Genomic DNA, 26229 nt, shown 5'->3' on the forward strand with positions numbered 1-26229 from the left:
CCTCAGCAACCGTCTCTAGCTTCAGGTCCCATGGTGCTACCCCGCCACAAACTCCGTGGCCTCAGTCTGCTCAATGTGGCCCTGGTGGCCATCGTCGCCGCCATCGCCGTCACGGCGTACTTCCTGTTCTTCCGCAGCGATCAACCTTCCGCGGCAGCGACCCGCCCGAGCGTGGCAGTGACCCGCGGCGACGTGATCGCGAGCGTGAGTTCCAGTGGGACGCTGGCCAGTTCGCAGACGGCCTCGCCGCAGTTCGAGACCTCCGGCACGGTCACCCAGATCCTGGTCAAGGTCGGCCAGGTGGTCGCCAAGGGGGCCGCGATCGCCAAGGTCGACCCGGCCTCGGCCGAGCGGCAGCTGCGGATCGCCGAACAGAACCAGATCGCCGCGGCCAACTCCGTCACAGCGGCCGAGGAGTCGCTCGACGACGCCGAGGACGCCAAGGAGGCCGCCGACGAGGCGTCCGCCTCACCCACGCCGACAGGTCAAGCTCAGGCACAGGGTCAGACCCAGACGCAGAACCCGGAAGTTGCCGTCAGCAACGCCGAGGCGTCGCTGGCCCGGGCGAAGGCAGACAAGGAGCAGGCCGACCAGGACGTCGTGGCCGCCAAGTCCGCGGTCGCCGCGACCACACTGAAGGCGCCGATCGCCGGCACCATCACCGCGATCAACGGCTCGGTCGGGTCGGTCGCCGGGTCGAGCAGCGGTTCAAGCTCAGGCAGCACCGGCGGCTCGGGCTCTGGCTCGACCTCAGGTCAAGGGTCAACCTCCACCAGTACGACGTCCGCCGCCGGCACGGGCTTCGCCGACATCTCCGACTTGAAGGCCCTCCAGGTCTCGGCCGCGTTCCCCGAAGCCGACGCGATCAAGATCAAAGCCGGCCAGTCCGCCACCGTCACCCTGAACGCCGAACCCGGCACCAACCTCACCGCGACCCTGGCCTCGGTCTCGCCGACCCCGACCACCACCAACGGCGTGGTCTCGTACTCGGCCACCTTCTCGCTGGCCAAGCTCCCCGCGAACGCCCGAATGGGCCAGACCGCGAACGTCACCGTCCAGACCGCCAAAGCGACCAACGTGCTCTACGTCCCGAGTACGGCGGTCGTCACCAGCGGTACGACGAACACCGTGACGATGGCCGACGGCACCAGCCGCGAGGTCGAGATCGGCATCAAGGGCGGCAGCTTCACCCAGATCAAGACCGGGCTGAACGAGGGCGACCAGGTCGAGCTCCTGCAGGGCACGATCGGCGGCGGCACCGGGCAGACCGGCCAGGGCCGCACCGGCCAAGTCCCCGGCCAGTTCCCGGCAGGTGGCGGTCAGTTCCCGGTTCAGCGCAACGCCGGTGGCAACCGGTGAGCGCTGACGCCCTGATCGACATCCGTGGGGTCACCAAGACGTACGGCGCGGGGGAGACCGCCGTACACGCTCTTCGGGGTGTCTCGCTGCGGGTCGAGGCCGGCGAGTACGTCGCCGTGATGGGCTCGTCCGGTTCCGGCAAATCGACTTTGATGAACATCCTCGGCTGTCTCGACGTGCCGACTCGCGGTGAGTACTTCCTCGACGGCAGCAACGTCGCCGGGCTGACCGAGGATCAGCAGGCTCTCGTCCGCGGCCGCAAGATCGGTTTCATCTTCCAGTCCTTCAACCTGATCCCGCGCACGACCGCGCTGGCCAACGTCGAGCTCCCGCTCACCTACGCCCACCTGCGCCGCGCAGAACGCCGTACGCGAGCCAACCGTGCCCTCGAACTCGTCGGCCTCTCGGATCGAGCCGGTCACCGCCCGAACCAGTTGTCCGGCGGTCAGCAGCAACGGGTCGCGATCGCCCGCGCCCTGGCCACCGGCCCGCGGATCCTGCTGGCCGACGAGCCGACCGGCAACCTCGATGCGCACTCGACCGACGAGGTCCTCGGCATGTTCGACGAGCTGAACGCCGAAGGCCGGACCGTCGTGGTGATCACCCACGAGAACGACGTCGCCGCCCGGGCGCGCCGGCTGATTCAGGTCGCCGACGGCCGGATCGTCGTCGACGAGGTGACCCGCTGATGTCACCTCGCGATCTCTTCGGGGCCGCCCTGCGCGGCCTCAGCGCCAACAAGCTGCGCTCCCTGCTGACCGTGCTCGGGGTCTCGATCGGAGTCGGAGCGGTCATCGTGCTGGTTGCGGTGGGCAACGGTTCCGGGAAGGCGGTGCAGAGCCGCCTGGAGGCGATGGGCACGAACCTGCTCACGGTCTCGACCTCCGGTGGAGGCGGAGGGTTCGCCCGCGGCCAGGCTGGTCCGTCGGCGCAGCAGTACGCGCTCACGCTCGACGACGCCACCGCGCTCGCCGATCGCCGCCTCGCCCCGGACGTGGCTTCGGTCGCCCCGGTGATGACCAGTTCCGGTACGGCGACCAACGGCGACACCAATTACACGATCAACCAGGTGATCGGTACGACGCCGGCGTACCTCCCGGCCACCAACACGCCGGTCGGTTCCGGGGAGTCGTTCACCCAGGAGGACGTCGACGCGACCGAGCGCGTGATCGTGCTCGGGCAGACCACCGCGACCGAGCTGTTCGGACGCGCCCAGGCCGCGGTCGGTCAGACGGTCAAGCTCGGCGCGGTCGACTTCGTCGTACGGGGTGTGCTCGCCAGTAAGGACAGCACCGGGTTCAACGACCCGAACGCAACCGCGATCGTCCCGATCAGCACGCTGCGCGCGACCCAGGCCGGGTACGGCGCGCTGAGTCAGATCGTCGTCCAGGCCGCCGACAAGGATCGAGTCGACCTGGCGCAGGCCGAGGTCACGCAGTTGCTGACCGCGCGGCATCAGGTTCCGGCGACCACGACCTCACCGTTCCGGATCACCAACTCGGCGCAGATCCTGCAGACGAGCCAGGACACCGCGGCGACCTTCACCGCGCTGCTGGCCACGGTCGCCGCGATCAGCTTGGTGGTCGGCGGGATCGGGGTCACGAACATCATGCTCGTCACCGTCACCGAGCGGACCCGGGAGATCGGGATCCGGAAGGCGCTCGGTGCCCGGCGGCGGACGATCCTCGGTCAGTTCCTGATCGAGGCCACCCTGCTCAGCCTGATCGGCGGCGCCGTCGGAGTGGCGGCCGCGCTGATCATGACCCAGTTCCAGCTGGCCGGAGTCACCCCGGTCCTGGTCCCGTCGTCGATCGCGCTCGCCCTCGGCGTGTCCGCCGCGGTCGGCCTGTTCTTCGGCAGCATGCCGGCGCACCGAGCCGCCGGTCTTCGTCCCATCGACGCACTACGTCACGAGTGAGAGGCACTACCCGATGAGTAACCAGACGCCCGATGAGTTCGCCCAGATCGGGTCCGACGAAGAGGTCGACGCGGCACTGCAGCCGAAGAAGACACTCAGCCTGCCGACCGCGACCGCCGTACTGGCTGGTGTGGTGGTTCTCGCGATCGGCCTGGCCGGTGGTGCCGGGCTGCACGCGGCCTTCGCGTCCGACAGCACTCCGCAGCAGACCGCGGCGGGTCGCGGTCCTGGGGGCGGGTACGGCGGGGGATTCCGCGGCCAGGGCGGTCAGGGAGCTGGGGCCACCGTCGGCACGGTCGTTTCGGCGACCGATTCCCAGCTGGTCGTGAAGACCCAGAGCGGTGACGTGACGGTGAAACTGACCGGCGAGACCGACTTCGAGATCACCGCCAAAGGCAAGGCTAGTGACCTCAAGGCAGGCGAGCAGGTCGTCGTCACCGGCCAGAACACCGACGGTTCGGTGACGGCCAGTTCTGTCCGTCAGGGCGGCACCTTCCCGGCCGGCGGCTTCCGTACGCCGGGCGCGACACCCTCGCGCTGATCTCGGCCAGTCATTGACCCACTCCCTTGGAAAGCGCTATCTTCCGACGAAATGAGGTGCAAAAAGTACAAATTTGGGAGTGGGCGGGATGTCTAGGACGTTGAAGTGGGTGGCGGTCGGGCTGGGGGCAGCCCTGGCCGTCGGGGGTTGCGGGAACACCGGCGCGGCCAAGACCGAGCAGGATCCGAAGGCCGCGCTGGAGCTGTGGACGCGGACGACCCCCGGTGGTGACGGCGAGAAGGGGATGAAGAAGCTGGCCGCCGCCTTCGAGCAGGCGACCGGCCAGAAGATCGAGGTCACCGCGATCTTCGACGACTTCGAGACCAAGCTGTCCCAGCGCGCCGCGCAGAAGGACCTGCCGGATATCGTCATGAACGACTCGTCCCAGCTCGGCACGATGGTCACCCAGGGCATCGTCCGCGAAGTCGACCCGGCCGCCATCAAGAACAGCGACCAGCTCCTCGAGTCCGCCCTCGCCGCGGCCAAGTCCGGCGACGGCAAGATGTACGGCGTCCCGTACTCCGCGCAGGCGTCCGCACTGCTGATCCGCAAGGACTGGCGGGCGAAGGTCGGTCTGCCGGCTCCGACCGACCTGACCCAGTTCGTCGCGCTGGCCAAGGCGTTCACCACGAAGGACCCCGACGGCAACGGCAAGAACGACACCGCCGGACTCGCCGTACCGGGCTCGACCAAGCGCGGCTATGCCTCCTGGTACTTCTCGAACTTCCTCTGGGGCGCAGGCGGCGACTTCATCGCCAAGCAGGCCGACGGGAAGTACAAGCCGGCGATGTCCACGCCTGAGTCGGTGGCCGCGACCAAGTGGTTCCGCGACCTGGCCTGCACCGAGAAGGTCATCCAGCCCGGCGCGGCGACGATGGACACGCCGCCGACCAATGAGTCGTTCGAGTCCGGCCGGGCCGGCATGTACGTCGTCGGTCCGTACTTGATGCCGCGGTTCGACGGGAGCCTCGGCAAGGACAAGTACGAGGTGGTCCCGGTTCCCAAGGGTGTCAGGGACTCGACGGTGCTGGCCGAAGGCGGTAGCGCCTACCTGATGGCCGGGTCGAAGAACGAGGCCGGGCAGAACGCGTGGGCGTCGTACATCATCTCGCCGGAGGCGCAGAAGCTCGGGATGGCCGGCGAGAAGGCCTTCAACGTGCAGTTGCCGGTGAACAAGAGCGTCGACGTCACCTCGGTGCGCAAGGACCCGCGCTGGAAGGTGTACGCCGACGTCTACCGCGAGCACAGCCGGTACGCGCCGAGCATCCCGAACTGGACGCCGGTCCGGCAGGCGAGTGCCGACACGGTGAACGCGCTGATCGCCGACTGCAGCCTGGATGTCGCCGCCGAGCTGACCAAGCTCGACGGCAAACTCGCCGAATCCCTGAAGCAGCAGGGCATCGGCGCATCGTGAGTGTCCGTGAGGCGGAGGCCCGACCGGCGGGGCGGGAGCCGCTCGCGGCAGGAGGGGTGGCGCGGCGGACTCCGTCGCGCCGCCTCGGCCGCAGCACTGGTTCCTGGTGGATCCCGTGGCTGTTCCTGGCCCCGGCGCTGATCCTGTTCCTCTGCTTCAAGTTCATCCCGATGGCCCAGGCCATCTCGATGTCGGTGCAGGAGGTGCGGCCCTACCTCGGCAACCTGTGGGTGGGGTCGGCGAACTACAGCGAGATCCTGTCGTCGGAGGGCTTCCGGTCGGCGACCTGGAACACGATCGTGCTGGCCGTCGGGCAGACCGCCGGATCGATGGTGCTCGGGTTCGTGCTGGCGCTGCTGGTGGAGGGCCAGACCCGCAAGCTCAGTTTCATCCGATCGGCGGCGTTCTTGCCGGTCGTCGTACCGATCGCCGTGGTCGCCGAGCTCTGGCGGATCATGTACCACCCGACCGGGGACGGTCTGCTCAACCAGGTGCTGGGGCTGGTCGGGCTCGGCCCGTCGGGGTTCATCAACGACCCGGACACCTCACTCGCGTCGATCGTGGTGACCGGGGTCTGGCGAGGCGCGCCGTACGACATGATGATCTTCCTCGCCGGACTGGCCGGGATCGACCGTGGCTTGTACGAGGCGGCGGTCGTCGACGGCGCCTCGACCAAGCAGCGCATTCTGCACGTCACCTTGCCGGGGCTGCGGCCGGTGTTCGCGATCCTGTTCGTGCTTGCGGCTGTGCGCGGGTTCCGAGCCTTCACCGAGGTCTTCCTGCTCACGAACGGCGGGCCGAACGGCTCGACCGAGGTCCTGATGACGCTGATCTACAAGCTCGGCTTCGAGCAGAACCGGCTCGGGATCGCGTCCGCGGGCGCCGTACTGCTCTTCCTCGCGACGCTCGTCCTGACTGTCTGCGTCCAGCTGCTCCGAAGGAGGCGAGTCGCATGACCGACACTGCTCTCGGCCTCACTGAAAGCAAGAGGCCCGCGGCCCGCGTGGCGCGGACGGTGATCTACACCGGCCTGTTCGTCGTGTTCGCCGGACCGCTGCTCGCGCTGCTGGTCAGCTCGTTCAACCACGTCTCGGATCCGACCCAGCTGAGCGTGATCCCGAAGAGCCCGACGCTGGAGAACTTCAAGGTCGCGTTCGATCACGGCGTACTGAAGTATCTGCTGAACTCGTTCTTCGTGGTCGGCTTCGGGCTGCTGCTGCAGGTCGCGGTCTCGGTACTGGCCGGGTACGCGCTGGCCCGCAAGATCTTCCCTGGGATGACGCTGGTGATGGTCGCGATCCTGGCCACGATGATGCTGCCCGAGGAGATCCTCGCGCTGCCGCTGACGTTGGTGCTGGCCGACGTACCGCTGGTCCACCTCAACCTGATGGGCACGCTGGCCGGGATGATCGTGCCGCTCGGGGCGTGGGCGTTCTCGATCCTGGTGATGACCGAGTTCATGAAGGATGTGCCGCGCGAACTGGAGGAGGCGGCCCGGATCGACGGGGCCGGCGAGTTCCGGATCTTCGGGCAGATCATCCTTCCGCTGTGCAAACCGGCGCTCGGTGTGATCGGGGTCTTCGGTTTCACGATGATCTGGGATCAGTACCTGCTGCCGTTGCTGGTGGCAACGAATTCCGACTCGTACACACTGCCGCTGGCACTGCGGACGCTGCGGATCGACCCGGTGGTCACCCCGGGTGTGGTGATGGCGGCCTCGCTGCTCGCCCTGCTGCCGTCGGTGACGGTCTTCCTGTTCTTCCAGCGTTCCTTCGCCCGCGGCCTGACCGCTGGCGCATTGAAAGGGTGAGACTCGCATGAATCGCCGTACGTTTCTGGCTACCGCCACTGCTGGAGTCGCTTTGAGTACCGCCGGTGTCCGCCCCGCCGCAGCGGTGGACCGTCGGCACGTCCGTTCACTTGACGAACTGCGCCGAGCCCTCGGTACGGCGGGACCGGGCACCGTGATCACCGTTGCCGACGGCATCTACCAGGTACCGGCCGGGCAGCCGATCGCGATCACCGGCCTGCGCGGACGCCCGCACCGGCCGATCGTGATCCGCTCGGAGTCGACAGGTGGCGCCGTACTGACCGGTGAGAAGAGCTTCGTACTCACCGGCGCGTCGGACATCACGATCGAGGGGTTCGCGTTCCGGCAGAGTACGACGTTCGAGCTGCCGCCGGACTGTCGCCGGATCCGGCTCACCCGCAACGACTTCCAGCTGGCCGACATCGCCGGTGTGCACTGGGTGATGGTGCGGGCCGACCACACGACGCTGGACCACAACGCGTTCCACGGGAAGACGACGCTCGGGATCTACCTTGGCATCGAGGGCGCCGGGTCCGACCAGATGGCGCAGGGTGTGCATGTCTACCGCAATCATTTCAGCGACCACAGCTTTCCTGGTGACAATGGCGGTGAGCCGATTCGGCTGGGCGTTAGTCCGCGCGCGCTCTCGACGGCGGGCGCGCTGATCGAGTCGAACCTGTTTGAGCGCGCGAACGGCGATCCCGAGGCGATCTCGGTCAAGTCGTCGGGGAACGTGATCCGGCACAACACGATCCGCAACAGTTTTGGCGGGATCGTGCTGCGGCACGGGAACGGCAACCGGGTCGAGGGCAACTACCTACTCGCGGGCAAGAACGGGATCCGGATCTACGGCAACGACCACCAGATCGTGAACAACTACCTGGAGAACATCGCCGGTACGGCGGTCGTGCTCGGGAGCGGGAACGTCCGCGACCACTACCCGGGTGAGCCGCCGACGTCGCGGACCGGCAACGACGCGCCCGACGGCGTACAGATCGCATTGAACACGGTTCTCGACTGTGACAACGCGGTGAGCGGGGAGAGTCACCGGACCCTCCCGCCGCTGGGTTGCACGATCACCGACAATCTTCTGATGGGCGATCGAGGGCAGTTGATGAACATGCCGTTCCCGGACGGCGTCACCTGGTCGGGCAATCTGCACTGGGGCGCGGCTACGGACGGGAACGCGCCTGTCGGCGGGTTCCGCCGGGCCGATCCGCGGCTGGTGGCCGGTCCGGATGGCATTCGGCGGCTGGCCAAGGGGAGTCCGGCGATCAACGCCGCCACCCGCAGCTACCCCGATATCGACACCGACCTTGACGGCGACCGCCGTACCGGCCGGGCTGATGTGGGGGCCGACGAGTACTCGCGCCGGGCGCACTGCCGCCGTCCGTTGACCGCCGGCGATGTCGGACCGCACTCCGCATGAGTACGACGCCCTCGGCCGAGACCGTGGCGAGCCGCCGGGACGAGGAGTTGATCCGGACCCAGCTGGATCGGCTCCGGCTGGATCTCGTTGTCGCGGCCCGGATCACCAAGGTGCATCGGGGCTGGTCGCGGCCGCTGGTGCCGGACCCGTTCTCGCGGCTCTACCTGATCCTCGAGGGCGAGGGCCGGCTGGTCGTGGGGGACCAGGAGCTGTTCCCGAAGCCGGGGGAGCTGTGTTATCTCCCGGCCGAGGTGCCGGTGTCGTACGAGACGATCAGCGACAACGTGTTCCGCAAGCACTGGCTGCACTTCTCGGCGCAGATCGGTGAGCGCGATATCGGCGAGGTGCTGACGTTGCCGTACATCGTGCCGAGTAAGTCGCCGGACGAGGCCGCGTGCCTGTTCGAACAGGTCGGCGCGGCCGATCGCGACCCGCCGGGGTTGGCCACGCCGTTGCGGGTGCGGTCCGCGCTGACCGCGCTGTTCGCGCACTACCTGGACAGCGCGCCGCCCGGGTCGATCCGGCTCGCGCACCAGGAGACCAGCGAGACCAGCGTTGTGCAGTACATCCAGCAGAACCTCGGCAACCCGCTGACGGTCGAGTTGCTGGCCGCTCAGTTCGGGCAGGATCTGGCGACCTTCGTCCGCCGGTTCCGGACCGAGTTCGGTCTGTCGCCCAAGCAGTACATCAAGCGCACCCGGATCGAGTGGGCTCAGCGTGAGCTCACCACCACGAACCGCCCGATGGAAGAGATCGCCGCCGCGGTCGGAATGGACCAGTCGTATTTCTCGAAGGTCTTCCGTCAGGTCAGCTCGGTCACCCCGAGCGCCTACCGAAAGCTGTACCGCCCACGCAGTTGAGGAGATCTGTCATGAAACGTCGCACCTTCCTGGCCGGCGCCGTCGGCGCGATCGGCGCCACGGCCGTCGTGGTCAGATCGGCCGAAGCCGCTACGGTGACCTCGCTGGCCGCCCTGCAGTCGGCCATCAACGCGGCTACCGCCGGGACCACGATCACCCTGGCCAACGGCTCGTACGCCGTCGGCTCCAGCGGCATCACGATCACCGGCCGCAACGGCACCACCACCTCGCCGATCACCATCCAGGCCGAGAGCCGCGGCGGAGTGACGCTGACCGGCTCGAAGAGTTTCGTGTTCTCTCATTCGTCGAACATCACGATCAGCGGGTTCGTGTTCAAGCAGACCAGCTCCTTGGATCTCGCCGCCGGCTCGAATCGGATCCGGCTGACCCGCAACGAGTTCGCCCTCGGCTCGGCCGCGAGCCACTCGGTCGTCGTACGAGGTGACGACGTGAAGATCGACCGCAACATCTTCCGCGACAAATCCACCGTCGGCTGTTACCTGGTGATCGACGGTCCCTCGAACAACGACCCGCAGAACGAGACCATTGCCCAGCGCACCTACATCCTGCGCAACCACTTCCGCGACCACACCTTCAGCGGTCTGAACGGCGGCGAGCCGATCCGCCTCGGTACCAGCGGCCGCGCCCTGGCCGACGCCGACGCGACCGTCGAGTACAACCTGTTCGAGCGCTGCAACGGCGACCCCGAGGCGATCTCGGTGAAATCGTCCGGCAACACGATCCGCTACAACACCGTCCGGTCGTCCGTCGGCGGCATCGTGCTGCGCCACGGCAACAACAACCGCGTCGAGAGCAACTACATCTTTGCCGGTGACAACGGCATCCGCATCTACGGCAACGATCACCTGATCGTGAACAACTACGTCGACAGCGTGGACAGCGCCGGCATCATCCTCGGCTCCGGCAGCGAACGCGACCACACCCCCGGCGAGTCCGAGGACGATCGCAAGGGCAACGACGCCCCCGATCGCGTCGTCATCGTCCTCAACACCGTGCGCAACAACGGCTCCGGCATCGACGGCGAGAGCAACCGCACCGTCCAGCCGCTCGCCTGCCAGATCCGCGACAACCTCCTCGTAGGCACCAGCGGTTCGCTCACCAACCTGCCTTACCAGTCCGGCATCACCTTCTCCGGCAACATCCTCTGGGGCTCCGCCTCCAACGGCACCATCCCGACCTCCGGCTTCACTCGAGCGGACCCCAAACTCACGTCGAACTCCGACGGCGTCTACCGCCTCGCCTCCGGCAGCGCCGCCATCAACGCGGTGAGCGCGAACCACTCCACCCGAGTAACCGACGACCTAGACGGCCATCCCCGCACCGCGCCGTACGACGTAGGCGCCGACGAATACTCAACCGCCACCCCCACCCGCCGCCCCCTAGCGGCGGCGGACGTAGGCCCCACCGCGGTCTAGTACGTGATCTCGGTCGTCGCCGCCCCGAAAGCCCTCAGGACGGCGGCACCGAACTCGGCCGCGTCACGCCAATCGGGCACCACCACCGGATCGTCCTGCCCTCGGACGATCTCCGGCGTGCCGTAGTTCGCCTTGTGAATGACATAGAGCGAGATCTCGTACGAGTCCGGGCTACCGTGCAGCCCGATCTCGAGCGACTCGCGGTAGAAGGTGGTCCAGTCGATGCCGCCCGCGAAAGCGAGGAACTTCTCCAGCTCGTGCCGAGGGTCGTCATCAGTTGTGCCCGACAAGCAATCGAGCGCTTTCGCCACCGCCACTCCCATTGCGTAGGCCCCAGCCTCCGCCGAAACCCTGGCGAAAGGCTCAGTCGTGGCGATACCACTCCGGTCCGCCAAGTACCGACCGGAATGCCAGAAGAACTCGCCCCGGAAGAGATACCCACTCAGCATGACGCGCGCCGGCGGCTCAACCTCGTCCGGCCCGAACCCACCAACCTGCGTCCGCCACGAACTGCCGGCGCTGTCGTCCAGGCTCGCCCCCAGCAGCGGCCCAGCCAAGTCCTGCGCCGCCCGCGCCCGCCGATCCCGCAACAACATGATCGACAGGACGTGCTCCGCAAAGATCCCCCGAAGCAGCTCATCCGGACTCCCCAGCCCAAGCTCCACCACCTCGAACCACGCCGTCAGCAGAGTCTCGTCGTCGCTCTTCAGCCCATCCGCGAAGATCTCATCCACGAACACCTCGCCGATCAGCTCATCCGCGGTCGCACCCTCGGAGTACTTCAATACCCGGACAGCCCAGATCGCGATCAGGTAGTCCGGAAACCGCTGCTCCAGAAACTCAGGAAGCGACCGGCAGGTCAGTGGTTCACTCATACAGTGCCGGTGCTGTGGGACTGTAACTCCAAATCGATGAGAATCTCCGCGACCTGCCCATCGGCATCAGATCACGGTGGGTTGGGTGTTGCCGGCCTCGTCGATGCCTCGGCGCATGTCGACGCGGGTGAGGAGGATTAGGCCGACTAGGAAGAAGAGGCCTAGGGCGACGATTGCTGGGCGGTAGGAGCCGGTGATTTGGTGGACTAGGCCGAAGACGAGGGTGCCTAGCCAGGAGGTGCCGCGTTCGCCTGCTTGGTAGAGGGAGAAGTACTCGGCTTCGCGGCCTTCCGGGATGAGTTGGCTGAAGGCTGAGCGGGACAGGGCCTGGGTGCCGCCGAGGACGATGCCGATCGCGACGCCCATCGCGAGGAACGGGACGACCTGGCGTTCGGGGAGCAGGAAGCCGGCGATCACGATGACCATCCAGAGCACCAGGCCGCCCATGATCGTGCGCTGGCTGCCGAAGCGGCGGGCGAAGCGGCCGAAGGCGAGGGCGCCGAAGAAGGCGACGAACTGGACGAGCAGGATGGTCATGATCAGGATCTGCGTCTCGAACCCCAACTGCTTCTCGCCGTACGTCGAGGAGACCGAGATGACCGTCTGGATCCCGTCGTTGAAGAACAGGTAGGCGACGAGGAACAGCAGGGTCATCGGGTAGGCGCGCATGTGGGTGAGCGTGGCGGCGAGTTGACCGAAGCTCTGCTTGAACAGACTGCCGCTGCGCACCGGTACGACGTTCGTCGGCGGCCGGTTGCGGAGTTTGAGGAACGGGAAGAACGTGAACGCGCCCCACCACAGGCCGGCGCTGAGCAGACTGAGCCGGACTGCGGTTCCCTGGCTGAGGCCGAGGGCGTCGTGAGCGGTGACGACGCCGAGGTTGATCGCGAGCAGGATGAAGCCGCCGAGGTACCCGAACGCCCAGGCGCGCGACGAGACGTCGTCGCGGTCGTCGGGCGGTGCGATGTCGATCAGGATCGAGTCGTACACAACCATCGACGAACCCAGACACAGGTTGCCGATGAACAGCAGCAGCGCCCCGAGCTCCCATCGACCGCCGCCGACGAAGACCATGCAGCACGCCGCCAGCGCACCCGCCCACGCGAAGCCGCACATCAGCAGCTTCTTGCGCTCAAGCCGGTCCGCGATCGCGCCGACCACCGGCAGGAACAACGCCGAGATCAGGGTCGCGACCGTGACCACGTAGAAGGCGAGTGAGCCGGGGGAGATCCCGAGCCCGAGTACGTCGAGATTGGTGTGACACGGCTTGTCCGACGTACCGACGTACCCGCAGGCTGCTGTCTCGGCGACCGACGTCAGGTACGGCGCGAACAGCACCGTGCCGACCGTGGTGACGTACCCGGAGTTGGCCCAGTCGTAGAGGCTGAAGCCCCAGTACTCCCGCTTGTCGACTCCGGCGGGGGCGGAGAGAAGTCCCATGCGCAGAGTGTGGCAGCTTCCCGGGACCAAGAAGAGGACCTTGTCAGGAACGTGACCCTGCCGCGTCAGCCGCCGCCAGCCCGCCCTGGTTATTGCGATGCACAAGGACAGGACGTAGTTGTCTACGCATACGCCGCCGCACGCCTGTGTCCGGGGCCGGTGGCCCCGAATCGGGGACACCTCCTGTCGTTAGGGCCATTGGCCTCGTTCGGTGAGGACGTCGCGGAGGAGGTCGGTGCGGTCGGTGATGAGGCCGTTGATGCCGGCGTCCAGGAGGCGGCGCATGGTGGCGGGGTCGTCGACGGTCCAGACGTGGATCTGCTTGCCGGCGGACTGGGCGCGGTCGATCAGGCCGGGGGTGAGGACGCGGAGGGACTTGTACTTCTCGGGGATTTGCAGGCAGGCGCCCTTGGACGGGAGCGCGATCGGGAGGAACCGCAGGAGTGCGGTTTCCAGGTCGCCGTAGCCGGTGCAGAGGCGGGGGCCGAGGAGTTTGCGGATGCGGCGGACGCGGGACTGGGAGAACGACGAGACGCAGATCCGGTCGATCGCGTTCGCGGACCGCAGTACGTCGGCCGCCGGGGCGAGGCCGTTCTCGGCCTTGATGTCGAGGTTGAACCGGATGTCGGGGAAGTGTTCGAGCAGGTCGTCGAGGCGGGGGATCGGCTCGTGGCCGTTGATCTTGGCCTGGCTGACCTCCGACCACGGCAGCTCGGCGATCACGCCGGTCCGGTCGGTGACCCGGTCGAGGACGTCGTCGTGGAACGCGATCACGACACCGTCGCTCGTCGCGTGCAGGTCGGTTTCCAGGTAGCGGTAGCCGAGGCCGACGGCGTGCTCGAAGGCGTGCAGCGAGTTCTCGTAGCCGATCAGGTCCGGGTGCTTGGCGCCGCCGCGGTGCGCCATGGCGATCGGACCGTCGTGGTCGAGGTAGGGGTACACGTCAGGAATTATGTACCGTTTGGCTGGTGACGGTACTCAGCCCCCGCCCAGACCTGTGGACCCTCGACCCCGACGTGGTGCACCTGAACCACGGCTCGTGGGGCGCCGTCCCGCGCCGTACCCAGGAGGTCCTGAGCGCGCTGCGCGCCGAGGCCGAGGCGAACCCGATGGTGTGGTTCCGCTCCGTCCCCGCCCGGCTGACCGCCGCCCGCCTCGAGCTCGCGGCGTTCCTGGAGGCCGATCCGGACGGCTTCGCGCTCGTCCCGAACGCGAGCGCCGGCATCACCGCCGCGTTCGCCACGGTGCCGATCCCGAGTGGTAGCCGGATCGTCACTACTAACCATGTGTACGGCGCCTCCCGGTTCGCCGCCGAGCGAGTTGCGCGGGCACGGGGTGCGGAGCTGCTGGTGGTCGACCTGCCGATGCAGGCGGACGTCGACACGGTGATCGCGCTGATCGAACCCGCGCTGGTGGGCGCGTCGGCGCTGCTCGTCGACCACATCAGCGCTGCGACCGGGACGATCCTGCCGGTTGCACGACTGGTCGAGCTTGCGCACGATCGCGACGTACCGGTCATCGTGGACGGTGCGCACGCGCCTGCGCTGATCGACGCACCGACCGGCGATGGAGCTGACTTCTGGACCGGCAACTTCCACAAGTGGCCGGCTGCGCCGCGGGCGACGGCCGGGCTGGTGGTGGCCGAGCGGTGGCGCGAGGCGTCGTACCCGTTGATCACTTCATGGTCCGAGTACGACGAGCGGTTGCCGGAGCGGTTCGACATGCAGGGCACGCAGGACTACGCCGCCTGGATCGCGGCGCCGGAGTCACTCCGGGTGCTGGCCGATCTGGAATGGTCGGTACGGCGGCCGCAGATCACCGCGATGCTCGAGGAAGGGGCACGTCTGGTCGCGAAGGCGCTCGGTACGTCGGTCGGTGAGGTGGCCAACCCGGCCCCGACCCTGCGACTGGTCGAGCTGCCGATGGTGGTCACCGACGCCGAACCCTTCAAGGAGCACGTGTCGCGCGAGCTGCAGATCGAGATCACGCTCACTGGCTTCGAGGGCCGCTCGTACATTCGGCTCTCCGCGCACGCCTACAACACTCCCGAGTGCTACCGGAAACTGTCGGAGGGCCTACCTAGAGTCCTCGGGTGAACGATATCCAAGCTTCGTACAACGCCGCGGCCACCGACTACCACGAACGACTGAAGGACTTCGTCGCCAAGGGTGTCGCCGAGCGCATGATGCTCAGCTACTTCGCCGAAACCGTGCAGCCCGGCCCGATCGGAGACCTCGGCTGCGGCACCGGCCGCATCACGGCCCATCTCGCGGCGGCCGGTCTGGACGTGTTCGGCATCGACCTAACTCCAGGCATGATCGCGGTAGCCCGCGAGGCCTACCCGGACCTGCGGTTCGAGGTCGGCTCGATCTTCGACCTGGACCTGAAGGACGACGAGCTGGCTGGCGCCCTCCTCTGGTACTCGCTCGTCCACACAACCCGCGACGAGCTGCCAACCGCGTTCGCCGAGGTATACCGGGTGCTGCAGCCGGGTGGACACCTGGTGTACGGCTACAAGGCGGCCCCCGGCGCCGGATCTGGGGCGGGCGCCGATCGCCTCACCACCGGGTCTGGGTCGGGTGCCGCGAGCTACCACCTCGCCTCGGCTTATGGCCATCCCGTCGACCTCGACGTTTACCTGCAGGAGCCGGCGGACGTGGCGACGCTCCTGGCTGATGCTGGTTTCGAGGAGGTGGCCACCCTCACCCACGCGCCTGAGTGGGGTGAGAAGCAGCCGCAGGCTTATGCGCTGGTGCGCAAACCGGTTAGGCCGTGACGAGGTCTATTGAGTCGAGTTCGGCGAAGCAGGTTCGGAAGGTGAACTTGAAGGTGTTGGCACCAGCCTTCAGGTTGACGTCGAGGGCTCGCTGAGTCCACGCCTCCCACCCGTACGACGGGTAGTCGACCACCACCGCGGCTGCGCCGTTCACGCTCAGGTTGTGTGAGCACGGACCACCCGTCCCGTTCCCACCACGGATGAACACCCGGAAGTTCCCGGCGTACGGCGCGTTGACCGTGACAGTCGCGGAACTCGTGGCGTCGTCGATCCACCCCGCCTTGCCGTTGTTCGAGGCCAAAGGAGTCACCGCGCTGTGTGCTTTCCCGGCGAACACAGCGGTCTCGGCCTCGAAGCGGATGATTGGTGAGCCGTGGAGAGCGGCGTACCACTGCGCGGCCAGCTTGGTGTTGCCGCTGTGGGTGAGGTGGATGCCGTCGCTCATCACGTCAGTCGCGGCGAGCGCGCCCCGGCTGTCGACGAAGTGGACCTTCTTTCCCTCGGCGGCCAACTTGCCGACCACAAACGGGAGCTGGTTGTTGAAGGCGGCCGCCCGCGCGTTGGCCCCCGCCTCGGTCATCGGCCCGACAGTCGACACATAAACCGCCAGATCCGCACGTACGGCGTACAAGGTCCGGATCAGGTTCTCGAGCCGGGCCGGCGCGGTCGCCAGGTTGAGGTTCTGCAGCACGTCGTTGGCGCCGGCGTGCAGCAGGACGGTGTCCGGCTGATAGGTCTGCATCCGCTCGGTCGCGACCTGGGTGAGCTGGTCGATCACCCACCCACCGTGACCCTCGTGATTGCGGTCCGGCAGATTCGCAGGCGTCGCATCGGTGATCGAGCCGACGAGGTCCACCGGCTGCCCCGAACTCGTGAGCATCCAGTACAGATCCGTCCGATAACCGCCCGGGATGCTGCCCGCGGTCGTCGACGATCCCAGCGGCATGATCTTCACCGGGTCGGCGGCCACCGCCGTCTGCGGAGCGGCGGCAGTGAAGGGGAGGAGAGCGGGCAGCATCAACAGCCCGGCCAGGAAGCGTCGCATGCGAGCACTGTCCCAGCCGGGCGTCGCTCCCGGTACACCTTCGATCGACGTCGAATGGACTCAGCCCTTGACAGCTCCGGCCGTCATCCCGGCGACGATCTGGCGGTTGAAGAAGAGGAACATGATCAGCGGCGGGATCGTGATCAGCAGGATGTTCATGAACAGCAGGTTGTACTGCGTGGAGAACTGACTCGAGAAGTTGTAGAGCGTCAGCTGGACAGTCGCGTTCCGGTCGCCGGGCAGGAAGTAGAGCGGGTTGGTGAAGTCGTTGAAGACGTTCACCGACTGCACCACCACAACTGTCACCACGACCGAGCGCAGCAGCGGGAAGATCACCCCGAAGAACAGCCGCAGCGGCCCGGCGCCGTCGATGATCGCAGCCTCGTCCAGCTCACGCGGAATCGTCGACACGAACGCCCGAAACAGCAGGATGCAGAACGACAACCCATACGCGATCTCGATCAGGATCAACCCAGGCATCGTCCGGAACAGCCCGAACTGCTGCAGTACCCAGATCGTCGGTACGACGGCCGGCGGGATGATGAGTCCGGCCAGCACCAGGAAGTTGATGAAACCGTTCCATCGACTCTTCCGGCGTTGCAGGACGAACCCGGCCATCGCCGCCAGCACCACCATCCCGGTCACGCTGGCCACTGTCAGGATGGTCGAGTTGATGAACGCGATCACCAGCATGTAGTCGCGGGCCTCGACCACTTCGATGAAGTTCTGCACGAACCGGAACTGGTCCGGCCAGGAGAAGTCGAGCAGTGCCGACTGCTGCCGGTCCTTGACCGCGGTCAGCACGATGAACGCGAACGGGACCAGGAACACGACCACCGAGGCGACGATCGCGACCGCGCTCAGCGCGAGCTTGCGACCCGGCCGGTGGTTGACCAACTCCGCCGTACTCACAGCTCCACCTCCCGTCGATTCAGGAACCACGACAGCGGCAGCACGACCGCGGTGACCACGACGAACAGAACGACGTTCCCGGCCGTCGACAGCCCGTAGAAACCGGCCTGGTACTGCTTGTAGATCACCGAGGCGATCACGTCCGAGGTGAAGCCGGGACCACCGCGGGTCATCGCCCAGATCAGGTCGAACGACCGCAGCCCACCGATCAGCGACAAGATGATCACGGTCACCGTGGCCGGGCGGGACAGCGGGAGCACGATCCGCCGGAACGTCTCCCACGAACCGGCCCCGTCGACGCGCGCAGCCTCGACGTACTCGCGGGGGATGGAGACGATGCCGGCGATGTAGATCAAGGTGGCCAGGCCGACGCCCTTCCAGACGTCGACCGCGGCCACCGAGAGCAACGCCCACTTCGGATCGGTCAGCCAGCCCGGTCCGTCGATGCCGATCACGCTCAGCGCGCCGTTGATCAGACCGCGTTCCGGGTTCATCAAGACGGTGAAGGTCAGTCCGACACCGATCGTCGAGACCAGCACCGGGAAGAACACCACCGACCGAAGGTAGCCGCGGGCAACGATCTGCGAGGTGAGCAGTACCGCGAGCAGTAGCCCGAGCACGACCTTCGACCCGGACGTGACGACCGCGTAGATCAGCGTGTTGGTGAAGCCCTTGACCAGCGCCGGCTCCTGGAAGAACAGCTTGAAGTTGTCGAACCCGATGAACTTCGACTCGAACAGACTCCACCGGGTCAGGCTGAAGTAGAGCGAGGCGAAGGTCGGGACCAGGAACAGCACACCGTAGATCAGTGCGGTCGGCAGGTAGAACCAGTTCGAGTAGGGGCGGTACACCCTCACCATCCCGCCAGCCCCAACTGTTGCGCCTGCTTCTTCACATCGTCGTCGTACCGGGCCGCGCCGTCCTTGGCCTTCCGGATGCCGGAGCCGACCTCGACGGTGATCTGTTCGAGCGACGGGCCCTTGACGGGTGAGAGGAACTCCAGCGCGAGGCTGGATGCGCCCGGCTTGTCGAGGTACGGCTGCATGTCCTTGATCGCCTGCGGTACGTCGGTCGGCAGCGTGCACCCCTTGACCGCGTACGGCCCGGTCGGGGGCGCGGCCTTGGACAGGGAGGCGCACCCTTCGGGACTGGCGAAGAAGGCGAGGAACTTCTTCGCCGCCTCGAGCTTGTCGCCGGTGGTGGTCTTCGGGATGTAGTTGCCGTTCGGCGTCCAGACCGTCAGACCGTTCTTGCTCGCGTCGTCACCAGGCAACGCGAACAGGCCGACGTTCTTGGCCGCCTCCGGATAGGTGCCGACCATGTTCGCGATCGCACCGGACAGCATCGGGTAGTGCGCACCCTTGCCCTGGGCAAGCATCCGCAGGCCGTCGGGCAGTTTCGCGGAGGCGAAGTCGGTGTTCTCGTAGCCGGCGTCGTGCACGGCCTGGGTGTGCTCGAAGCCCTTGAGGGCCGCGGGGGAGGTGGCGTACTTCGCCTGGTTCTTGGTGTACCGGTCGGCGAAGTCGGGCTCGGCGGCGGACACGTTGTGGAAGTCGCCGAGCACGAACAGCTGCGACGTCCAGGTCTCACCGTAGGTCTGGATGACCGGCGCGACCCCACCGGCCGCCTTGATCTTGGCGTTGTTGGCCATGAACTCGGCCCAGGTCGTCGGGATCTTCAGCCCGAGCTTCGTGTAGACGGGGATGTTGTAGAGCACCGCGCCGCCCTGGTAACCGCCGGTCGGTACGCCGTACACCTGGCCGTCGGCGGTCACCGTCTTCTTGAAGTTGTCGTCGAGGTCGTTCACGTACGGCTGGTCGCTGATCGGCACCAGGTTCTTCTGCGGCGCGATCGCCTGGAACAGCGATCCGGTGTTGTAGCCGAACACCTCCGGCATGTCACCGGTCGACAACCGGGTCTTCACCAGGTTGTCGCCCTCGGCGCCGGCCGGGCGAGTCTCGGTCTTGACCGTGATCCCGGGGTTCTTCGCGGTGAAGTCCTTGATCAGCTGATTGGCTGTCTTGATGTCCTGATCCTGATTGCCGATCAGGTAAGTGATCGTGACCGAGCCCCCACCCGAGTCGTCACTGGAACCGAGACTGCCCGCGCTGCACGCGGTCAGGGCGAGAGAGCCGGCCACCAGTACGGCGGCTACTCGCATGTCTGGGCGGAACGTCATCATGACCTCCTAGGGGATTGGTGCGATGAATCAGTGATTGAGAAGGGCCTCGAGAGCGGCCCTCACGGCGGCGGGATCACCCGCTGCCTCGGCGAGCCCGGTGGCGGGCTGATCGAGATAGCGCTCCAGCCGCGCCGCCAGAACGGCGTCGTCAGCCGAGAAACCGCTCTCTAGTGATCCGGTCACGACTGCGCCCCAGGTCGCCTCGTGATCGATCAGCTGCCGAACGGTCGGATCCGCCGGCAGCTCCGCGTTCCCGACGTACGGGTCGGCGGCCGTCCACTCGTGGGTACCGTGCCCGACCTCGACCGGCTCACTCGACCCCGGTACGTCGACCTGCGCGCGAGCGCCGACCGGAACGGTCACGGAGAGCGCGATCTCGCCGTTGCTCCGACGCCACGCCACCGCGGCCTCGCCGTACGGCGTGAGGTGCTTGGCGGACGCGTTCTCGAGCTGTCCCGTGATCAGCGGCCTGATCGCGAGAGAGCGGTATCCCGGATCTTTCGGCGCGAGACCGGCGACCCGGCGATGCATCCAGTCGGCGACCGCGCCGAGGGCGTAGTGGTTGAACGACGTCATCTCGCCGGGGTTGATGCTGCCGTCGGGGAGCATGCTGTCATAGCGCTCCCAGACCGTGGTCGCACCCATCGTCACTGCGTACAGCCAAGACGGGCAGTGTGTCTGCAGCAGAAGGCGGTAGGCGAGGTCGGGATGTCCGGTATCGGCCAAGGCATCGGCGATCAGCGGAGTACCGACGAAACCGGTACTGATCCGGAAGCTCGCGGTACGGACCAGGTCCGCGAGTCGCTCACCGGCCCGCAGCCGCTGGTGCTCGGTCGGGAGCAGCGCCCACTGCAGAGCAAGCGCGTAGTTGGTCGCGGCATCGCTCAGGACGCGTCCGCCTTCGGTCGTGTACTCGGCGGCGAATGCCTGCCGCACGCGCGCCGCCAGGTCGGCGTACTGCGCGGCGATCTCGGCGTCCCCGACCACCTCGGCGGCCTGGGCAACGACCTCGGCCGACCGAGCCAGATGCGCAGTCGCGAGTACGTCGGGATCGGCCTTGGCGCGGAACGGGTTCTCCGGCGGCGCGGTCGGGTCGAGCCAGTCGCCGAACTGGAAGCCGCCCGACCACAGCAGGTTGCTACCGGCCAACGCCGTCAACTTGTCCACCCAGGCCCGCATACTCGGCAACTGCCGAGCGAGCAGTCCCGCGTCACCGGTCCGGTGGTAGAGCACCCACGGCACGATCGTTGCCGCGTCACCCCATGCGGCGGTGGCCGGTTCCGGATTGCGCAGGACGTCCGGGATGACGAACGGCACCGAACCGTCCTTCATCTGCTCGGCCGACAGATCGGCCAGCCAGTTGCCGAGGAATCCGGCGGTGTCGAACAGGAAGCTCGCGGTGGGGGAGAAGACCTGGATGTCGCCGGTCCAACCCAGCCGCTCATCGCGCTGCGGGCAGTCGGTCGGAACATCGACGAAGTTCCCGCGCATACCCCACACGACGTTCTCGTGGAACTTGTTCAGCAGCTCGTTCGACGACTCGAACCATCCCGTCCGGCGCAGATCGCTGCCGACGACGACCGCGGTCAGATCCTCGAGGCGAAGGTCCGGTACGACGGTCACCTCGGCGTACCGGAAGCCGTGGAAGGTGAGCGGGGAGTCGAGCACGACCTCGTCCGGGCCGGCCAACACGTAGGTGTCAGTGGCCTTGGCCGTGCGCAGCGGCCGCACACCGAGCTCGCCGTTCTCAAGAACCTCGGCATGCCGAACGACGATCTCGTCGCCGGCCACACCACCTCGCACGGTGAGCTGGACGCGGCCGACGAGGTTCTGGCCGAAGTCGATCAGCGTCTTCCCGCTCGGAGACACAGAGAGCGCTCTCGCCGGGAGTTTCTCGGTGATCCGAACCGGCGGCCCGTCCGGGGCCACGAGCAACCCGAGATCGGCATCGAGAACGTCGACAGGAGAGGCGGTTCCCGGTGCCCGGCGCAGGTCGGTGCGCTGACCGTCGTACAGATCATCGGCCAAGATCGCGCTCTCTCGGGCGTTCCAGGTGTCATCGGTGCCGAAGGTGTGAACGCGGCCGTCGCCAGTGGTGACCTCAAGCTGCGCGAGAACCGCGAGCCGCGTGCCGTACACCTGAGACTGATCACGAAAGCCGAGCCGCCCGCGATACCACCCGTTGCCGACCAGGAACTCAAGCTGGTTGTCGCCGGCCTGGACCAGATCCGTCACGTCGTACGTCTGATAGCGCAGCCGATGCTCGTACGCCGTCCACCCGGGCGCCAGCTCGTCGTCGCCGACGCGACTGCCGTTGAGCTCCGGAATGTAGATGCCGTGCGCGGTGACATAGAGCCGGGCCGCGGTGATGTCACCCGGAAGGTCGAGGGAGGCGCTGAGCAGGGGAGCGGGAGAGCCGAGAGCGTTCTCTCGCGGGCTGATGAAGCGCGCACTCCAGTCATCCGGACTGAGCAAACCGGCCTCGACACGAGCCGACTCACTCCACGGACTCCAGCCGTCGGCACCACGCACCCGGATCCGGACACCCACGCGTTCCCGCGGGGCCAGTGGCTCACCAGGCCACGGGACAAGCACTTGCTCGGCGGACTCCACGACGTACGACTGCGTCGTCGTACCGGTGATCTCGACCTCGTACGCCGTCTGCGCGTAGTCGGCGGGTGCGGTCGCGATCTGCCAGGACAGTCGTGGGGTGGCAGTGCCCAGTCCGAGCGGGACGTCGGTCCGGTGTTCGAAGCGGATGCTGCTCGGTGCGGCGAGATTCGGCATGAGGCTCCAACCGTTGCGAATGAAACGATTCAGAGCCAGCTTGCTGTGGTCCGGCGCGGAGAACTAGCCCGGAGTGCACGAGACCTAGCACGAAATGAACCTCGGCCCCTATGGTGAGGCATGGGCGACGAGCCGGTGCGGCATCGCGGCACCCTGCTGCACTTCATCGACGGGGCGATCGTGCACGCGGGCCCGCATCTGCACGCCGAATCGCACCCCTTGCACACGCACAGCTTCTTCGAGGTCGCGCTGGTGATCGGCGGCACGGGTGTGCATCACAGCCAGGCCGGGCGGCAGCGGCTGGAGCTAGGTGACGCGGTCCTGTTGCGGCCCGGGGTGTGGCACGAGTACGTGCAGTGCGACGATCTCGAGGTCTACAACTGCTGCTTCTCGGCAGACCTGGTACGGCGTGAGCTGGCCTGGACCCGGGAAGATCCGCTGCTCGGGTATCTCCTGTGGACCGGACCGTTCTCCGAGCAGCGCCGCGGCGTGCTGAGCACACACCTGGAGGGCGAAACCTTCGCCGAGGCGAAGCGGCATCTGGACGGACTCCGGTCGTTGCGCAACCAGCCGCTCGGCCGGCATCGCGGTGATCTGATCGGCTGGCTGTCGCTGTACCTGAGCTGCCTGGCCCGGACGGTTGCCGAGCGCAACGATCTTCGTCCGCAGACGCATCCCGCCGTACTGGATGCGATGCGGTTGCTGGAGGCCGACCCGGCGCGGCCGTGGACGCTGACCGATCTGGCCCAGGAGCTGCACCTGGCGCCGGGCTATCTGGTGCGGCTGTTCAAGTCGGCGACCGGACTGCCGCCGATGGCCTATCTGTCGCGGCATCGCGTGGAGCTGGCAGCGGTCCAACTGCTGCACACTGACCTGCCGGTGAGCCGGATCGGGGAGGCGGTCGGCTGGCCGGATCAGAACTACTTCGCCCGCCGGTTCAAGTCGCACTTCGGGCTGAGCGCCAGCACGTATCGACAACGTTTCAATACGCCGAAGCGGTTCGTCACGTCGAAGGTCAGCTCCTCCGGCTCGTGATCAGCAGCTCCAGGCCGTCCAGGATGCGCTCGAGACCGAACTCGAGCCCCTGGTTGCTCTGGCCGGCCGACTGCAGAGCGGTGGCCAGGCTCGGGAAGCGATCGGCGTGGGTCGTGAGGATCTCCGCGAAGGCCCCGACGAACGCCTCCTCGGTGAGTCCCTGACGACCGCCAGGCTGTGAGGTGGTCTGCAAGGCGAGCGTGCGGACATGGCCGGCCAGCACCAGGATCGCATCAAGCTGCTCACTGCCGTTCAGGCCGGAGTCGGTCAGCGCCTGGACGCCGCGCTCCATCCAGGTCAGCTCGTTCGGACCGACCAAGCGACGGCCGATAGTCGACAGCAGTAACCAGGGATGCCGCGTGAATCCCTCGTAGAGGTCCATCGACCAGGCGTGCAGCGCCTCGCGCCAGGGGAGCTCGGGGCGTTCGGGTGGGGCGCCCATCGCAAGGTCGCTCATCACCGCGACCAGCTCGGCCTTGCCGGGGACATGCCGGTAGAGCGCCATCTTGGTGACCGGCAGGTCGTCCGCGACCCGCTGCATCGACACCGCGTCGAGCCCCTCGGCATCGGCGATCCGGATCGCGGCCTCGGCGATCCCGGCCAGCGTGACCGCCGGCTTCGGACCGCGACTCGGCGGCTGGGCCGTGCCCCACAGCAACTCGGTCATCCCGGCGGTGCCCTTCCCTGATCGGTTGATCTGTGTCTACCATACACATTATTGTGTCCACCGGACACAGTTAACTGTGAGGAGCAGATGCGATGAAGATTCTGGTGTCAGGAGCGAGCGTGGCCGGTCCGTCGGTCGCCCTCTGGCTGGGCCGCGCGGGACACGACGTCACGGTCGTCGAGATCGCCCCCGCACTACGCAAGGGCGGGTACGCCGTCGACTTCCGGGGCGAGGTGTTCCTCACCGTCCTCGAGCGGATGGGCGTCCTCAAGGATCTTCGCGAGCGACAGACCGGCGGTACGGCGATGCGGTTCGTCGACGAGTCGGGTCGGCAGCTGATGCGGTTGCCGGCCGAATTCGCGGGCGGCGAGCTCGAGGTCCTGCGCTCCGACTTGTCCCAGGTGCTGTACGACCACGGCCGCGACACAGCGGCGTACCGGTTCGGTGACTCGATCGCGAGCCTGCACGAGACGCCGGGCGGGGTGGACGTGACGTTCGAGAGTGGGCTGGAGGAGACGTACGACCTGGTGATCGGTGCCGACGGCATGCATTCGGTGGTGCGCAGGCTCGCGTGGCCGACTGAGCAGGTGACCGAGCGTCATCTGGGGTACTACGTGGCTGGCTGGGAGGTCCCGAACACGCTCGGCTCGGTCGAGGACTCGTTGCTCTACAACGTGCCTGGCCGGATGGCCGGTGTTGGTGCGGACAGGCGCGATCCGTCGCTGGCGGGGACGCTGTTCGTCTTCAAGTCGCCGGTGCTGACCTATGACCGACGCGATCGCGACCAGCAGAAGGCGATCATCCACCAGCACTTCGCCGACCTCGGCTGGCGCGTTCCGGAGCTGCTCGCGGCGTTGCCGTCGGCAACGGAGTTGTACTTCGACTCGATCAGCCGCGTGCACGTGGACCGCTGGTCGACGAACCGGGTCGTGCTGCTCGGTGACGCCGGGTACGGCGCAACCTTCGGAGCACTCGGCACCGGTACGGCGGTCGTCGGGGCGTACGTCCTGGCGGGGGAGCTGGGCGTAGGTCGCGAGGGTGCGTTCGAGCGCTACGAGGCCAGGTTGCGCAAGGCGACGTCGACGACCCAGGACGGCAGTCAGTCAGGTCGGTTCATGGCACCGCCGAGCAAGTTCGCCATCACCGCCCGCAACCGGATGCTGAACAACCCGTTCCTGTTGCGGCAGATGATCAAGCTGGCTCAGAAGATGAGCACGCTGATCGAACTCCCGGACTACTCAGTGGAGCAGGGGCAGCTTGTGCAGGAATGACTCCCACGAATCCGGCAGCCAGCCGGGAACGCCGAGCACGGCCATGTAGAGCCAGATCGCGATCAGCACGCAGCAGAACAACGCGATGGTGCCGAGCGTCTTCAGCCAGGCGGGCTGCTTGCCGGTCCAGGCGGTCAGCGCCTTGACCCAGTCCTTGACCTTGTAGAGCAGCCGTTGGGCCCACTCGAACTCGCTCGCCAGGACCGCGAGACCCGCGATGAACAGCGGGATACCGCCCGGTCCGGGCAACCAACCGGTCAGCGGAGCCGCGATGATCAGCACACCGCCGACCACGCCCACCACGATGCGGTAGATCAGATGCTTCTTCGGATTCGCCCGGATCCGGCGCCGCCACTCCCACCGGTCGTCTTCAGCGTCCAAGGTGATGTTGTGATCAGTGCGGTCGGGACTGTCGTGCTGCTCGGCCACGGAACCACCCTACGTGCTGACCCGGCCGAAATCCCGGAAATAA

24 protein-coding genes are annotated in these 26229 nt (G+C 67.1%); 14 read left to right on the forward strand and 10 right to left on the reverse strand.

All coding sequences use genetic code 11. The annotated features are described in order from the left end of the window. The first annotated feature begins 30 nt into the window (after positions 1-30). The 10 genes from ABD231_RS07775 (at position 31) to ABD231_RS07820 (ending at position 10767) form a co-directional block, all read left to right on the forward strand. Positions 31-1359: an efflux RND transporter periplasmic adaptor subunit gene (locus ABD231_RS07775; RefSeq protein WP_344147243.1), complete on the forward strand. Its 1329-nt coding sequence runs from the start codon at positions 31-33 to the stop codon at positions 1357-1359. Further along, positions 1356-2048: an ABC transporter ATP-binding protein gene (locus tag ABD231_RS07780; RefSeq protein ID WP_344147246.1), complete on the forward strand. Its 693-nt coding sequence runs from the start codon at positions 1356-1358 to the stop codon at positions 2046-2048. Before ABD231_RS07775 ends, ABD231_RS07780 begins: the two co-directional genes overlap by 4 nt. Further along, positions 2048-3277 (forward strand): ABC transporter permease, encoded by a 1230-nt coding sequence (locus tag ABD231_RS07785; protein WP_344147249.1) that lies wholly within the window; start codon positions 2048-2050, stop codon positions 3275-3277. The genes ABD231_RS07780 and ABD231_RS07785 overlap by 1 nt, the downstream gene beginning before the upstream one ends. Before the next feature lie 13 nt (positions 3278-3290). Next, positions 3291-3818, forward strand: coding sequence for a hypothetical protein (locus tag ABD231_RS07790; RefSeq protein WP_344147253.1), 528 nt, complete (start codon positions 3291-3293; stop codon positions 3816-3818). An 88-nt stretch (positions 3819-3906) separates the two neighbouring features. Continuing rightward, complete coding sequence (locus ABD231_RS07795) at positions 3907-5232, forward strand: sugar ABC transporter substrate-binding protein (protein WP_344147256.1); 1326 nt, start codon at positions 3907-3909, stop codon at positions 5230-5232. Then, positions 5229-6188: a carbohydrate ABC transporter permease gene (locus ABD231_RS07800; RefSeq protein ID WP_344147259.1), complete on the forward strand. Its 960-nt coding sequence runs from the start codon at positions 5229-5231 to the stop codon at positions 6186-6188. The genes ABD231_RS07795 and ABD231_RS07800 overlap by 4 nt, the downstream gene beginning before the upstream one ends. Then, the gene (locus tag ABD231_RS07805; protein ID WP_344147262.1) at positions 6185-7042 is read left to right on the forward strand and encodes a carbohydrate ABC transporter permease; all 858 of its coding nucleotides are present in this window, start codon (positions 6185-6187) and stop codon (positions 7040-7042) included. The genes ABD231_RS07800 and ABD231_RS07805 overlap by 4 nt, the downstream gene beginning before the upstream one ends. Before the next feature lie 7 nt (positions 7043-7049). Further along, positions 7050-8471: a polysaccharide lyase 6 family protein gene (locus ABD231_RS07810; RefSeq protein WP_344147265.1), complete on the forward strand. Its 1422-nt coding sequence runs from the start codon at positions 7050-7052 to the stop codon at positions 8469-8471. Further along, positions 8468-9331 carry an AraC family transcriptional regulator gene (locus tag ABD231_RS07815; protein ID WP_344147268.1) on the forward strand — a complete coding sequence of 288 codons (864 nt, stop codon included), beginning with the start codon at positions 8468-8470 and terminating at the stop codon, positions 9329-9331. The genes ABD231_RS07810 and ABD231_RS07815 overlap by 4 nt, the downstream gene beginning before the upstream one ends. Before the next feature lie 11 nt (positions 9332-9342). After that, the gene (locus tag ABD231_RS07820) at positions 9343-10767 is read left to right on the forward strand and encodes a polysaccharide lyase 6 family protein (RefSeq protein WP_344147271.1); all 1425 of its coding nucleotides are present in this window, start codon (positions 9343-9345) and stop codon (positions 10765-10767) included. On the opposite strand, the gene ABD231_RS07825 is transcribed toward ABD231_RS07820, so the two are convergent. From ABD231_RS07825 to ABD231_RS07835, 3 genes are all read right to left on the reverse strand, one after another. After that, positions 10764-11642, reverse strand: coding sequence for a hypothetical protein (locus ABD231_RS07825; protein ID WP_344147274.1), 879 nt, complete (start codon positions 11640-11642; stop codon positions 10764-10766). The two genes, ABD231_RS07820 and ABD231_RS07825, sit on opposite strands and share 4 nt — an antisense overlap. A gap of 66 nt (positions 11643-11708) precedes the next feature. After that, the gene (locus ABD231_RS07830; RefSeq protein ID WP_344147276.1) at positions 11709-13082 is read right to left on the reverse strand and encodes an MFS transporter; all 1374 of its coding nucleotides are present in this window, start codon (positions 13080-13082) and stop codon (positions 11709-11711) included. Positions 13083-13271: 189 nt separating this feature from the next. After that, a complete protein-coding gene (locus ABD231_RS07835) occupies positions 13272-14024 on the reverse strand; it encodes a glycerophosphodiester phosphodiesterase family protein (protein WP_344147279.1) in 753 nt (250 codons plus the stop codon). Positions 14025-14050: 26 nt separating this feature from the next. Between ABD231_RS07835 and ABD231_RS07840 the strand changes: the two genes are divergently transcribed. Together ABD231_RS07840 and ABD231_RS07845 are read left to right on the forward strand one after the other, a co-directional pair. Beyond that, the gene (locus ABD231_RS07840; protein ID WP_344147282.1) at positions 14051-15178 is read left to right on the forward strand and encodes an aminotransferase class V-fold PLP-dependent enzyme; all 1128 of its coding nucleotides are present in this window, start codon (positions 14051-14053) and stop codon (positions 15176-15178) included. Next, a complete protein-coding gene (locus ABD231_RS07845) occupies positions 15175-15858 on the forward strand; it encodes a class I SAM-dependent methyltransferase (RefSeq protein WP_344147285.1) in 684 nt (227 codons plus the stop codon). The genes ABD231_RS07840 and ABD231_RS07845 overlap by 4 nt, the downstream gene beginning before the upstream one ends. Here the strand turns inward: ABD231_RS07845 and ABD231_RS07850 are convergent. Genes ABD231_RS07850 through ABD231_RS07870 form a run of 5 tightly spaced genes read right to left on the reverse strand, consistent with a single transcriptional unit; the run spans position 15848 to position 22784 of the window. Further along, the gene (locus tag ABD231_RS07850; RefSeq protein ID WP_344147288.1) at positions 15848-16903 is read right to left on the reverse strand and encodes a GDSL-type esterase/lipase family protein; all 1056 of its coding nucleotides are present in this window, start codon (positions 16901-16903) and stop codon (positions 15848-15850) included. The genes ABD231_RS07845 and ABD231_RS07850 overlap by 11 nt on opposite strands. Positions 16904-16963: 60 nt before the next feature. Continuing rightward, positions 16964-17815, reverse strand: a complete 852-nt coding sequence (locus tag ABD231_RS07855) for a carbohydrate ABC transporter permease (RefSeq protein WP_344147291.1) — start codon at positions 17813-17815, stop codon at positions 16964-16966. Further along, a complete protein-coding gene (locus tag ABD231_RS07860; RefSeq protein ID WP_344147294.1) occupies positions 17812-18675 on the reverse strand; it encodes a carbohydrate ABC transporter permease in 864 nt (287 codons plus the stop codon). The genes ABD231_RS07855 and ABD231_RS07860 overlap by 4 nt, the downstream gene beginning before the upstream one ends. Then, positions 18669-19994, reverse strand: coding sequence for an ABC transporter substrate-binding protein (locus ABD231_RS07865; protein ID WP_344147297.1), 1326 nt, complete (start codon positions 19992-19994; stop codon positions 18669-18671). Before ABD231_RS07865 ends, ABD231_RS07860 begins: the two co-directional genes overlap by 7 nt. 30 nt (positions 19995-20024) lie before the next feature. Then, a complete protein-coding gene (locus ABD231_RS07870; RefSeq protein ID WP_344147300.1) occupies positions 20025-22784 on the reverse strand; it encodes a family 78 glycoside hydrolase catalytic domain in 2760 nt (919 codons plus the stop codon). Between the two features lie 120 nt (positions 22785-22904). Between ABD231_RS07870 and ABD231_RS07875 the strand changes: the two genes are divergently transcribed. Next, complete coding sequence (locus tag ABD231_RS07875) at positions 22905-23819, forward strand: AraC family transcriptional regulator (protein ID WP_344147303.1); 915 nt, start codon at positions 22905-22907, stop codon at positions 23817-23819. On the opposite strand, the gene ABD231_RS07880 is transcribed toward ABD231_RS07875, so the two are convergent. Further along, complete coding sequence (locus ABD231_RS07880; RefSeq protein ID WP_344147306.1) at positions 23800-24486, reverse strand: TetR/AcrR family transcriptional regulator; 687 nt, start codon at positions 24484-24486, stop codon at positions 23800-23802. The two genes, ABD231_RS07875 and ABD231_RS07880, sit on opposite strands and share 20 nt — an antisense overlap. 92 nt (positions 24487-24578) lie before the next feature. Here ABD231_RS07880 and ABD231_RS07885 point away from each other — a divergent pair, with 92 nt between their 5' ends. Further along, on the forward strand, positions 24579-25757 hold the full coding sequence (locus ABD231_RS07885; protein WP_344147309.1) for an FAD-dependent monooxygenase: 1179 nt from the start codon (positions 24579-24581) through the stop codon (positions 25755-25757). On the opposite strand, the gene ABD231_RS07890 is transcribed toward ABD231_RS07885, so the two are convergent. Continuing rightward, on the reverse strand, positions 25725-26186 hold the full coding sequence (locus tag ABD231_RS07890) for a PGPGW domain-containing protein (RefSeq protein ID WP_344147313.1): 462 nt from the start codon (positions 26184-26186) through the stop codon (positions 25725-25727). The genes ABD231_RS07885 and ABD231_RS07890 overlap by 33 nt on opposite strands. Positions 26187-26229 lie beyond the last annotated feature (43 nt).

Source organism: Kribbella yunnanensis (assembly GCF_039529655.1).
Lineage (GTDB): Bacteria > Actinomycetota > Actinomycetes > Propionibacteriales > Kribbellaceae > Kribbella > Kribbella yunnanensis.

Coding starts and splice junctions, on each gene's coding strand:
- ABD231_RS07775 (WP_344147243.1), top strand. CDS start 31: ATGGTGCTACCCCGCCACAAACTCCGTGGCCTCAGTCTGCTCAATGTG.
- ABD231_RS07785 (WP_344147249.1), top strand. CDS start 2,048: ATGTCACCTCGCGATCTCTTCGGGGCCGCCCTGCGCGGCCTCAGCGCC.
- ABD231_RS07790 (WP_344147253.1), top strand. CDS start 3,291: ATGAGTAACCAGACGCCCGATGAGTTCGCCCAGATCGGGTCCGACGAA.
- ABD231_RS07795 (WP_344147256.1), top strand. CDS start 3,907: ATGTCTAGGACGTTGAAGTGGGTGGCGGTCGGGCTGGGGGCAGCCCTG.
- ABD231_RS07805 (WP_344147262.1), top strand. CDS start 6,185: ATGACCGACACTGCTCTCGGCCTCACTGAAAGCAAGAGGCCCGCGGCC.
- ABD231_RS07810 (WP_344147265.1), top strand. CDS start 7,050: ATGAATCGCCGTACGTTTCTGGCTACCGCCACTGCTGGAGTCGCTTTG.
- ABD231_RS07815 (WP_344147268.1), top strand. CDS start 8,468: ATGAGTACGACGCCCTCGGCCGAGACCGTGGCGAGCCGCCGGGACGAG.
- ABD231_RS07820 (WP_344147271.1), top strand. CDS start 9,343: ATGAAACGTCGCACCTTCCTGGCCGGCGCCGTCGGCGCGATCGGCGCC.
- ABD231_RS07825 (WP_344147274.1), bottom strand. CDS start 11,642: ATGAGTGAACCACTGACCTGCCGGTCGCTTCCTGAGTTTCTGGAGCAG.
- ABD231_RS07830 (WP_344147276.1), bottom strand. CDS start 13,082: ATGGGACTTCTCTCCGCCCCCGCCGGAGTCGACAAGCGGGAGTACTGG.
- ABD231_RS07850 (WP_344147288.1), bottom strand. CDS start 16,903: ATGCGACGCTTCCTGGCCGGGCTGTTGATGCTGCCCGCTCTCCTCCCC.
- ABD231_RS07860 (WP_344147294.1), bottom strand. CDS start 18,675: ATGGTGAGGGTGTACCGCCCCTACTCGAACTGGTTCTACCTGCCGACC.
- ABD231_RS07865 (WP_344147297.1), bottom strand. CDS start 19,994: ATGACGTTCCGCCCAGACATGCGAGTAGCCGCCGTACTGGTGGCCGGC.
- ABD231_RS07870 (WP_344147300.1), bottom strand. CDS start 22,784: ATGCCGAATCTCGCCGCACCGAGCAGCATCCGCTTCGAACACCGGACC.
- ABD231_RS07875 (WP_344147303.1), top strand. CDS start 22,905: ATGGGCGACGAGCCGGTGCGGCATCGCGGCACCCTGCTGCACTTCATC.
- ABD231_RS07880 (WP_344147306.1), bottom strand. CDS start 24,486: ATGACCGAGTTGCTGTGGGGCACGGCCCAGCCGCCGAGTCGCGGTCCG.
- ABD231_RS07885 (WP_344147309.1), top strand. CDS start 24,579: ATGAAGATTCTGGTGTCAGGAGCGAGCGTGGCCGGTCCGTCGGTCGCC.